The organism is Methylobacterium sp. W2 (genome assembly GCF_020662345.1).
Classification (GTDB): domain Bacteria; phylum Pseudomonadota; class Alphaproteobacteria; order Rhizobiales; family Beijerinckiaceae; genus Methylobacterium.
In genome coordinates this window covers 48031-57969 of the sequence record NZ_VMOA01000036.1, presented here as the reverse complement: position 1 = coordinate 57969, position 9939 = coordinate 48031, and the positions used below count along the sequence as shown (strand labels likewise).

Below are 9939 nucleotides of genomic sequence, written 5' to 3'. Positions count from 1 at the left end.
CACACAGGACAACAAAAACAGACGATCACCCAGCCAATCAGCCGGATCATCCATCCGATCATCGTCCCGAAGACACAACAACCGCCCGCCGAACCGAAGTCCCCGCTGGCCGCCGCCGATGAACAGGCTTCTAGACCCAGCCCCCGAACTCGTCAATGCCAAAAACACAGGTCTGGTGGATTTTCACGACACGCGCATGACGAGGACGCACGGTACAGGCCCGTAAATCACCGCTCCGGCACGCTTTTCCGTCCTTCTGGAGTCGTGGTTGAAAGCCGGACTCGGCGTTGGAGTGCCCACCTCCACCAGTCCGGCATCCCCTGACCCTGCGTCCTTCGCGGCTTGCGTGATCCGTGTCACAGTCGCCCGGCAGCACAGCCTGTAATCCTGTGAAGCTGAGAGACTCCGGAATAGCTCGGCGAATGCGATTCTGACGACGAGTGTGGAAGGTGGCGAATTTGACGGAAACGCCAGGGCCAAAAGGCGAGCCGCGCGATCTCGCCCGGCTTCTTGCCGTGAACCCGTTCTTCGCCGGGCTCGGGGAAGAGACGCTCGGCGCCATCGCCCTCCTCTGCGTCACGCGTTCCCTCGCTGCCGGACAGACACTCTTCGTCAAGGGAGATGTAGGGGATGCGCTCTATGCGATCCGTCGCGGTCAGGTCCGCATCAGCGACGACGCGGAGGATGGACGCCGCACCACGCTCAATGTGCTGGGCGCAGGCGATGTGTTCGGCGAAGTCGCCCTGCTCGACGGCCAACCTCGCACGGCGAGCGCCACCGCCATCGAACCGACCAAGCTGTTCGTCATCCTACGTCGCGATCTCCTGGCCATGATCGAGCGCCGCCCTTCCGTGGCGATCCAGTTCATCGAACTTCTCTGCGCCCGAATCCGCTGGATGAGCCGGCGTACGGAAGAAGCCGCCTTTCTCTCACTGGAACAGCGGCTCCTTCGCCGCCTCATCGCTCTCGCACAGGATTTCGGACATGAAATTCTGGTGTCGCAGGAAAAGCTGGCGTTGTTCGTTGGCGCGACGCGGGAAAGCGTCAACCGGCAATTGCAAATCTGGAAGCGGGACGGCCTCGTCCGGCTTGGCCGTGGACGAATCCATCTCCTCGATCACCGGCGTCTGGCCAAGCTGGCTTCGTCCACGGATTGATCGACCAATGGGGTGGCTCGGGGACAACACGATGACACGATCCAGTACGGACCGATTGCTGATTGGTGTTCGCAGCGGACTCATATCGGTTCCATTCCTTGTCGGCGTGGTACTCTGCCTGTCGCCGGTGGGGGCGACTGCTCAGACGAAGGGCTGCAACCTCGTCGATTACAGCGATCCCGCGCGCTCGGTGCTCACCTGCGATGACGGATTCATACTCACGGCGGAGAAGGGGGCCGTCTACACGCTCATTGATCAGGATCGCGACGGCCGGCCCCATGCCGTCGAATTGAAGAGCAAGGCCCTGCTCATCGAGTATCCGGCACGCAAGCGCGGTGGATTTCAGGTGCGCACGCCACATGCCATCGCCTCGGTGCGTGGCACGACATGGATCGTCGATACTGCGCCCACCACCTCGGCGGTCTTCGTCCAGACGGGGCGTGTTCGCGTCGGCAGGGCAGGTGAGGCCGCTGGCACCATCACGCTCGGCGCAGGCGACGGCGTGGATGTGGGGCCAACGGACGGCGCGCTCGTATCCAAGCCCTGGCCGCGCGAACGGCGCCTTCATCTCCTGGCACGCTTCGGCCGCTGATGCCGCGCCGCGTTCCGCCGCATCTCGTCCTTGCGCTCGCTGCAATGGCCGTCTGCTGCGGCTGGAGCCTTTTCCTCGTTCGCCCACACCTCCGCGGAGACGCCGCCTTCTACGACCGCATCGAATCGCTCCTGACCGATATGCGGTTTCCGCTGGTCGGTCCGAAACCTGCGCCCGACGACGTGGTCGTGATCGCCATCGACGACGCGACCATCGCCGCGGCCGGGGCCTACCCGGTGCCCCGCACTTATCTGGCGAAGCTCCTGCGGACCCTGGCAGCCAAAGCGCCGAAAGTCATCGCAGTCGACGTCTTGTTCCTCGATCCGGGAAAGCCGGATAGCGACGCGGATCTTGCGGACGCCCTGGCGAGTTCTCCCACCATCATCGGCATGGCGGCGAGCTTCCCACGCGGCGGGCGGGAGGCGCGGGCCCGCCAGGGGCCGGTCGAGAACATTCCCGTCGCGCAGACGATCCTGCGTCCCGTTATGGAGTTGCGGTCCGCGACACGGCTCGGCCTCGTCAATGTCTCCATCGACGCGGGCGGCACCCCTCGTCATATTCCCCTCCTGATTGCCGAGGACAACACCCTCCAGCCTGCCCTCTCGCTCCGAACCGTCAGCCTGGCGACCGGAAGCCAGCCAATTCTCACAGCTGATTCCGTCATCCTGGGCGCCCGGGAAACCCCCATCGACATCGGTGCCGGACTGGCCCTGCGCTTCTACGGCCCCCAGGGCACGATCCGGACCGTGAGTGCCAGCCGTGTGCTGGACGGGAATGGAGGAGAGAATTTCGACGGAAAGGTTCTTTTCGTCGGCTCCACCGCCCTCGCCAGTGGCGATACGTTGGGCACGCCGTTCGATCCGGTCTTTCCGGGCGTCGAATTGCTCGCCACTGCCGCGTCTCATCTGATGCATAGCGATGCTCTGAAGCGGACCTCCACCGTGCGGCTCGCCGATGCGGCGACCGCCGTCATCCTGCCGATCCTGATGGTGATGGCGCTGTCCATCCGCCGCGTCGCCCTTGGTATCGCGCTCGCTTCCCTTTTGCTCGGCGCTTTCATCGTCGTCACGATCGTCTCGTTCGCCCACGGTATCTGGCTCGCCATGGCCCTTCCTCTCGTGGCCGTGGCCTTTCCCCTCGCGCCGTTCCTGGCGGCCCGGCTCTGGCTCGACCGGCGCAGCGAGCGGCGATTGACGGCGGCCCGCGACGGGTTGCTGCGCTTCCATCCCCCTGCCGTGGCGGCAAAGCTGTCGATTCAGCCGGACTTCCTGATGAATCCGGTGGAGCAACGCTCGGCCATCCTCTTCATCGACCTGTCCGGCTTCACCGGCATGAGCGAGCGCTTCGGTCCGAGGCGAACACGCGCGCTCCTTAAGGAGATGCACGATCTCGTCGAAGACACCGCCACCCGCCGCGACGGATCGGTGACGACTTTCATGGGCGATGGGGCGATGATTCTGTTCGGATTGCCGGAGGCGCGGCCCGACGATTCCGGGCGCGCCGTGGAGACGGCCTTTGCCCTCCTCACCGATCTTGAAGGATGGATCGCGCGGCTATCGGCCGAGACCGGGGCGGTGACCGGATTGCGCATCGGCGGCCATGTCGGACCGGTGGTGATCTCTCGACTCGGCGGCTCCCACAACCAGCACATCACCGCCACCGGTGACACCGTGAATGTCGCGAGCCGCCTGATGGATGTGGCGAAGGCGGAAGGCGTTGCCGTCGTCCTGAGCCGGGAGCTCGTTGCGGGTCTCGATCCGCCCGAGGCCGGCCGGGCCAAGCGGGTCATTCTGCGGGGACGGCGTGAGCCGATCGACGTCCTCTGCCTTCGCCCGCTCTCGTCGCGCGAGGGGTAAAGCCGGGAACACCACTCCCCCGTGCTGCCCCTCGACCTTTGTGTGATCCGCATCACGGAAGGCCGCCTGAGTTGAGAGCAGTCTGCGGTCATGGAGATCGATCACCGATCGCCCGACCTCAGGAGCACATCATGGCGACGATCCACGGCGACAAGAACTGGTTCTTCAAAGATGATGAACTCGTCGGCACCACCAACGCCGACTGGATCTACGGTCTCGACGGCAAGGACGTCCTGTTCGGCAGGGACGGCAACGATCGCCTCTACGGCGGCAGTCATGATGACCGCCTCTACGGGGAGGATGGACGGGACACCCTCAGGGGCGAATGGGGCAACGACCGTCTCTACGGCGGCGCGGGGAACGATACCTTCATCGACATCAACGGCACCGACCTCATGTCGGACGGTACGGGAGTCGACAGCGTCGATTACAGCGGGTTCTACGGCCGCGTGACCGTTGATCTCACGCAGGGCACCGCGGTTCAGCGAGAGGCGATCTACCACCTCGATTCCGGTATGCTGTTCCACTACGTCGACACGGACACGCTCCGCAGTATCGAAGACGTCAAGGGCGCCCAGTTCGACGACGTTCTGTCCGGCAACGCTTCGGCCAACCGCCTGGAAGGCGGGACCGGCGCGGATACGCTGAACGGGAGGGGCGGGAACGATGTGCTGATCGGCGGGAGCGATACCGATAGGCTCACCGGCGGCGCCGGCCTCGATACCTTCGTCTTCGACAGGTCAGTGACCCCGAACAATCCGGTCACCATCACCGATTTTCGGCACGCTGACGATACGATCCAGCTCGATGGTGCGTTCTTTACCGCCCTGGGACGCGGCGAAGTATCAGAGCGTGCGTTCAAGATCACCGACACGTACGATGCCAGCGACCTCGATGTGAGCGACAGGATCGTCGTCTCGACCTGGAACAACCTCGTCTTCTATGACGCTGACGGATCGGGCTCCGCCTTCGATCCGGTTGCCATCGCGAGGATGACGCAGACGGCGGTCGCCTCCATCGCGGCGGACGATTTTCTGGTCGTTTGAGTGACGTCCACCGCCGCGACCACCGACGAGGGCGCGAACGAAGCGCGCCCTCGGTCGATATCAATTGTCTCAGGCCGCGTCGGGCATCCGGTCCAGGAGCTTGTCGAGGGTGAGCGGGTAATCGCGCACCCGTATGCCGGTGGCGTTGTAGACCGCATTCGCCACCGCCGCGCTGACTCCGCAGATGCCGAGTTCGCCCACCCCCTTCGCCTTCATCGGCGAGGAGATCGGGTCGGTCTCGTCGAGGAAGATCACCTCCTGATGCGGAATGTCGGCATGGACCGGGACTTCGTATCCGGCAAGATCGTGATTGACGAAGTAGCCACGCCTCGTGTCGACGGCCAACTCCTCCATCAGCGCGGCACCGACACCCATGGTCATGCCTCCGATGACCTGGCTGCGGGCGGATTTCGGGTTGAGGATGCGTCCGGCCGCGCAGACTGCCAGCATCCGTCTCACCCTGATCTCGGCCGTGCTCACATCGACGCCGACCTCGACGAAATGCGCGCCGAAGGTCGATTGCTGGTACGTCTTCGACAGATCGCCGCCGAACTCGATCGTATCCTCGGCGACGATGTCGCCAGCCTTCACCGCTTCGGCCAGCGGCACGGAGCGGTTGCCCGAGCGGACGCGCCCATCCTCGAACACGGCATCGTCCGAATTGAATCCGAGCGCTAGCGCCACCGCCTCACGGAGCTTGACGCAAGCCGCGTAGACCCCCGACGTCGAGGAATTCGCACCAAATTGGCCACCAGATCCCGAAGAGACGGGATAGGCGGAATCGCCGAGCCGCACCACGACCCTGTCGAGGCTCAGGCCCATCATCTCGGCGGCCGTCTGGCCGATGATGGTGTAGCTGCCGGTGCCGATATCGGTCATGTCGGTCTCGACCGTCACCACGCCCTGTGCGTCGAGACGGACGCGCGCACCCGACTTAACGTTCATGTTGTTGCGGAACGCCGCGGCGACGCCCATTCCGACGAGCCATCGTCCGTCACGGACCTGACCGGGCTTGACGATCCGCTTGTCCCATTCAAAGCGCGCCGCGCCCTGGCGCAGGCATTCGATCAGGCTGCGCTGGGAGAACCGGCGCTCGGGCTTCTCGGGATCGACCTGGGTGTCGTTGCGGATGCGGAACTCGACAGGATCGAGGCCGAGCTTCTCCGCCATCTCGTCCATGGCGATCTCCAGCACCATCAGGCCCGGCGCTTCGCCTGGCGCGCGCATGGAATTGCCTTCCGGCAAATCGAGCATGGCGAGACGGGTCTGAGTCATGCGGTTGGCACCGGCATAGAGTAGGCGCGTCTGCTGCACCGCCGCCTCCGGCTTGCCGCCGGGCAGGTTGCCGGACCAACTCTCATGGCCGATGGCCGTGATCGTGCCGTCCGGCGTCGCACCGAGGCGGATCCGCTGGATCGTGGCAGGCCGATGCACGGTGTTGTTGAAGCTGAGCGGACGCGTCAGCGCCACCTTCACCGGCCGCTTCGCGGCGCGGGCACCGAGGGCGGCCAGTACCGCCTCCGCCCGCAGGAACAACTTTCCGCCAAAGCCGCCGCCGACGAAAGGCGAGACCAGACGGACCTTCTCCTTCGGGATGCCGAGGGTCAGGGCGAGATCCCGCGTGCCCCAGGCGATCATCTGGTTCGAGGTCCAGACCGTCAGGGCGTCGCCATCCCAGGACGCGATGGACGCATGCGGTTCCATCATCGCATGAGCCTGATCGGGCGTGGTGTAGGTGGCGTCCAGTTGAACCGGGGCCGAGGCGAAGGCCCCGGTGAAATCACCGATGGCGGTATCGGACGGGGCACCCGCCAACTTCTCGGGCTTGCCTGTATCCTTCACCGCCGCAAGGTCGAACGCGCCTTTGGTTTCGGCGTAATCGACACGAATGAGAGCCGCTGCGGAACGGGCCTGCTCGAACGTCTCCGCCACGACCAAGGCCACCGCCTGGTGATAATGCTCGATCTCGGGGCCGCCAAGAAGCTTGGCGGCGTTGAGCTTGCCCTTGTCGAGGGGACCGGCATTCTCTGCCGTGACGATGGCGAGCACGCCGCGCGCGGCCCTGGCCTCGTCGAGAGCCATCGCCTCGATCCGCCCCTTGGCGATGGTCGCGCCAACGACGAAACCGTAGACCGCTTTCGATTGGGGATCGTGCCAGTCATAGGCGTAGTTCGCGGTGCCCGTGGTCTTGAAGGGACCATCGATCCTGTCGGTCGCCTTGCCCACCACCTTCAATTGATCGATGGGGTTACGGCCTGCGGGAGTGTCGAACTTCATGGTTCAGGCCCTCGCTTCGGACAGGACGGCACCGAGCGCACGCTCGGTGAGCTTGAGCTTGTAGGCGTTGTCGTGAGTTGGCTTCGCTCCCGCGAACAAACGCTCCGTCGCGGCCTTGGCGCCCTTCGGCAGCTCCGCTTCGGCGGCCTCGTCGCGCCATGGCTTCGGGGCGACGCCACCAACGGCGATGCGTCCGCTCCCGTCGCGCCGGACGATTCCCGCAATGGAGATCAGTGCGAAGGCGTAGGAGGCCCGGTCCCGGACCTTGCGGTAGACATGCGTCCCCGCCACCGGCTTCGGCAGCGTCACCGCCGTGATGAGTTCGCTGGGCTGCAGGCTCGTCTCGATCTGCGGCGTGTCACCCGGCAGGCGGTGGAAGTCGGCAATGGGGATCGTCCGCGTGTCACCCTTGTCGTTCACGGTCTCCACGTTTGCGTCGAGCACCCGCATGGCGACAGCCATGTCGCCGGGATGCGTGGCGATGCAGGCCTCGCTGGCCCCCACGACCGCGAGCTGGCGGCTGATGCCACCGATGGCCGAGCAGCCGCTTCCCGGCTGGCGCTTGTTGCAGGGCTGCGCCGTGTCGTAGAAATACGGGCAGCGGGTGCGCTGAAGCAGGTTGCCCGCCGTCGTTGCCTTGTTGCGCAACTGGCCGGATGCCCCGGACAGAAGAGCCCGGCTCAGCACGCCGTAGCCGCGCCGCACCCGCAGATCGGCAGCGAGATCCGTGTTGCGCACCAGGGCGCCGATCCGCAGACCGCCCTCCTCCGTCGGCTCGATCGTATCGAGATCCAAGCCATTGACGTCGACGAGATGGGTCGGCGTTTCCACCTGCAACTTCATCAGGTCGAGGAGATTGGTGCCCCCGGCAATGAACTTCGCGCCGGGCACGCGAATGACGGCTGCGGCGGCCTGCGCCGGCGACGTGGCGCGCTCGTAGGTAAAGGACTTCATGCCTGCCTCCCCGCAACTTCGGTCATGGCGTCGATGATGTTGGAATAGGCGCCGCAGCGGCAGATGTTGCCGCTCATGCGCTCACGGATCTCGTCCGCCGTGATCGCGGCACTCGCCGTGAGATCGGCGGTGACGTGGCTCGGGATGCCGGCCTTGATCTCGTCCAGAACCGCCACACCGGAACAGATCTGTCCTGGTGTACAGAATCCGCATTGATAGCCGTCATGCTTGACGAAGGCGGCCTGCATCGGATGCAGGTTGCCGGGCTTGCCCAAGCCTTCGATTGTAGTGATGGCATCGCCCTGGTGCATGACCGCGAGGGTCAGACAGGAATTGATGCGCCTGCCATCGACGATCATCGTACAGGCCCCGCACTGGCCGTGGTCGCAGCCCTTCTTGGCACCGGTCAGATGCAGATGCTCGCGCACGGCGTCGAGAAGCGTCGTACGGGTATCGATGTCGATCTCGTGCGGCGTCCCGTTCACCGTGAGCGACACTTTGGACGTGACCGGGTCGGACGCGTTCCCGGTGGCCGCCCAGGAAGGGGAGGGACAGGCCGTGGCGACGGCACAGGCAGAGGCTCCCGCCATCAGATGGCGCCGGTTGAGTTCGAGGTCTTCAGAGCCATGCATGGCGTTCTCCGAACCTGATCCATAAGACGTGAGATTCCGTTGGTCGTGTCGCGGAAGTCCTCGCAAGGCTTCGACCAGCCCCTGGCAAACGCCCGATGGCGCAGAACTTTCCCTGATGGTGCGAAGTAGCGCAGGCGGGCCGTGCTGCAACGCCTTGGAAGAGTTCCAAAATCCGCATGTGCGTGCGCACACGCGCGCTACGGTCGTCATTGAGCGGCTAAAGGGACGGGTAAAATGCCACTGAACCGGGCGAGACGGGCTCATAGCCCACGCCGGTGAAAGCGAAACACAACAAAGCAGCCTAAAACGGCAATGCCGCGGCTGACTAAACTGCACCAATGATAATCAGAAAAGTGGGTCCCGGAGCCGAAGCCCCGGGTTCTGTTTCGACGGTTACCCTACCGCAAGATGCTTACGCCGCGAGGCGGGCATCCATGACAACGTTATCGTTGGCATTTAGAGTTTTGGCCAAATACTTGGAACAGGGGTTACCTGCGCCAAACCGGTCGAGTCCTTACCGACGCTCTCGCGATCCCTTTACCGCCCAGTCGATCCTATTTCGCCCCCATCAGAAACGCATCACGATGCGCTTTTGGTGGAGGCGCCGGAGTACTGCCCTCCGGGTCCTGAAACGTTATTACGAACCGGTCATCAAACGCAGGTTCGATATAGACGCGGCGACCCGAAAAGTCCAGATCGGCGCCCCAACCGGATGCCAATTGCTGCCGCATGGGGATTTTTCACCGCCCCGGCAACCAGGGGGGCGCGTATGGCTTCTCGATCCGGCACGAGGCATGCGGGGATGCGTCCCGACATGCCTTTCGGCAGAGGATCGATGATGGACAACACGCTGCTTTCCGCCCCGGACTTCAAGGGACCCGCCATCCTGCTGTCGGGGCCGGTCGATCACGACATGTACAAGGCTTTCCGGCGCCAACTCGACGCCGCCTCCGGTCTCGACCTCGTCGTGGTCGAACTCACCACCCTCGGCGGCGACCCGGAAGTCGCCCGGATGATGGGCGAAGACATCCGCTTCGCCAGCGAAGTCACCCCGCATCGCCGTTTCGTCTTTCTCGGCAAGGCGGCGATCTACTCGGCTGGCACGACGCTCATGAGCTTCTTCGCGCGCCCCAACCGCTATCTCACGCGCGGCACACGGCTGATGATCCACGAGCGCAAGATGGCTAAGGCCCTGGAGATCCACGGTCCCCTCACCACCTGCATCGCCACCCTCAAGGCGACGTTGCACGAGATCGAGACCTCCATCGAGATTCAGAACGAGGGCTTCGCCAACCTCGTCACCGGCTCGCAAGTCACCCTGGACGAGGTCATCCAGAAAGCCCCGTACAATTGGTACATCGAGGCCGAGGAAGCCAAGGGCCTCGGGCTGATCGAGGCCGTCTTGTAGCCCCTGGCGCGAACTCC

General features: G+C 64.5%; 9 protein-coding genes and 1 other RNA gene. 6 read left to right on the top strand and 4 right to left on the bottom strand.

Features of this window, described 5'->3' with window-relative positions; all coding sequences use genetic code 11:
* The 5 genes from FPV16_RS18710 to FPV16_RS18690 all read left to right on the top strand — a co-directional run.
* Positions 1 to 324, top strand: a 324-nt coding sequence (locus FPV16_RS18710) for a hypothetical protein (protein ID WP_227439885.1), incomplete at its 5' end; no start/stop codon positions are given.
* 134 nt (positions 325 to 458) lie between these two features.
* On the top strand, positions 459 to 1157 hold the full coding sequence (locus FPV16_RS18705) for a Crp/Fnr family transcriptional regulator (RefSeq protein ID WP_227439884.1): 699 nt from the start codon (positions 459 to 461) through the stop codon (positions 1155 to 1157).
* 31 nt (positions 1158 to 1188) lie between these two features.
* Complete coding sequence (locus tag FPV16_RS18700; RefSeq protein WP_227439883.1) at positions 1189 to 1749, top strand: FecR domain-containing protein; 561 nt, start codon at positions 1189 to 1191, stop codon at positions 1747 to 1749.
* On the top strand, positions 1749 to 3605 hold the full coding sequence (locus tag FPV16_RS18695) for a CHASE2 domain-containing protein (protein ID WP_227439882.1): 1857 nt from the start codon (positions 1749 to 1751) through the stop codon (positions 3603 to 3605). Before FPV16_RS18700 ends, FPV16_RS18695 begins: the two co-directional genes overlap by 1 nt.
* 131 nt (positions 3606 to 3736) lie before the next feature.
* Positions 3737 to 4651 (top strand): calcium-binding protein, encoded by a 915-nt coding sequence (locus tag FPV16_RS18690; RefSeq protein ID WP_227439881.1) that lies wholly within the window; start codon positions 3737 to 3739, stop codon positions 4649 to 4651.
* Positions 4652 to 4720: 69 nt separating this feature from the next.
* Here FPV16_RS18690 and paoC read toward each other — a convergent pair whose 3' ends face one another.
* From paoC to ssrA, 4 genes are all read right to left on the bottom strand, one after another.
* Positions 4721 to 6928 carry an aldehyde oxidoreductase molybdenum-binding subunit PaoC gene (paoC, locus tag FPV16_RS18685; RefSeq protein WP_227439880.1) on the bottom strand — a complete coding sequence of 736 codons (2208 nt, stop codon included), beginning with the start codon at positions 6926 to 6928 and terminating at the stop codon, positions 4721 to 4723.
* Between the two features lie 3 nt (positions 6929 to 6931).
* Positions 6932 to 7882, bottom strand: coding sequence for an FAD binding domain-containing protein (locus tag FPV16_RS18680; protein ID WP_227439879.1), 951 nt, complete (start codon positions 7880 to 7882; stop codon positions 6932 to 6934).
* Positions 7879 to 8514 carry an aldehyde dehydrogenase iron-sulfur subunit PaoA gene (gene paoA / locus FPV16_RS18675; protein WP_227439878.1) on the bottom strand — a complete coding sequence of 212 codons (636 nt, stop codon included), beginning with the start codon at positions 8512 to 8514 and terminating at the stop codon, positions 7879 to 7881. The genes FPV16_RS18680 and paoA overlap by 4 nt, the downstream gene beginning before the upstream one ends.
* Before the next feature lie 370 nt (positions 8515 to 8884).
* Positions 8885 to 9212: a transfer-messenger RNA gene (ssrA, locus tag FPV16_RS18670) on the bottom strand.
* Positions 9213 to 9352: 140 nt separating this feature from the next.
* Here ssrA and FPV16_RS18665 point away from each other — a divergent pair.
* Positions 9353 to 9922, top strand: a complete 570-nt coding sequence (locus tag FPV16_RS18665) for a peptidase S14 (RefSeq protein ID WP_319802253.1) — start codon at positions 9353 to 9355, stop codon at positions 9920 to 9922.
* Positions 9923 to 9939: the final 17 nt, after the last annotated feature.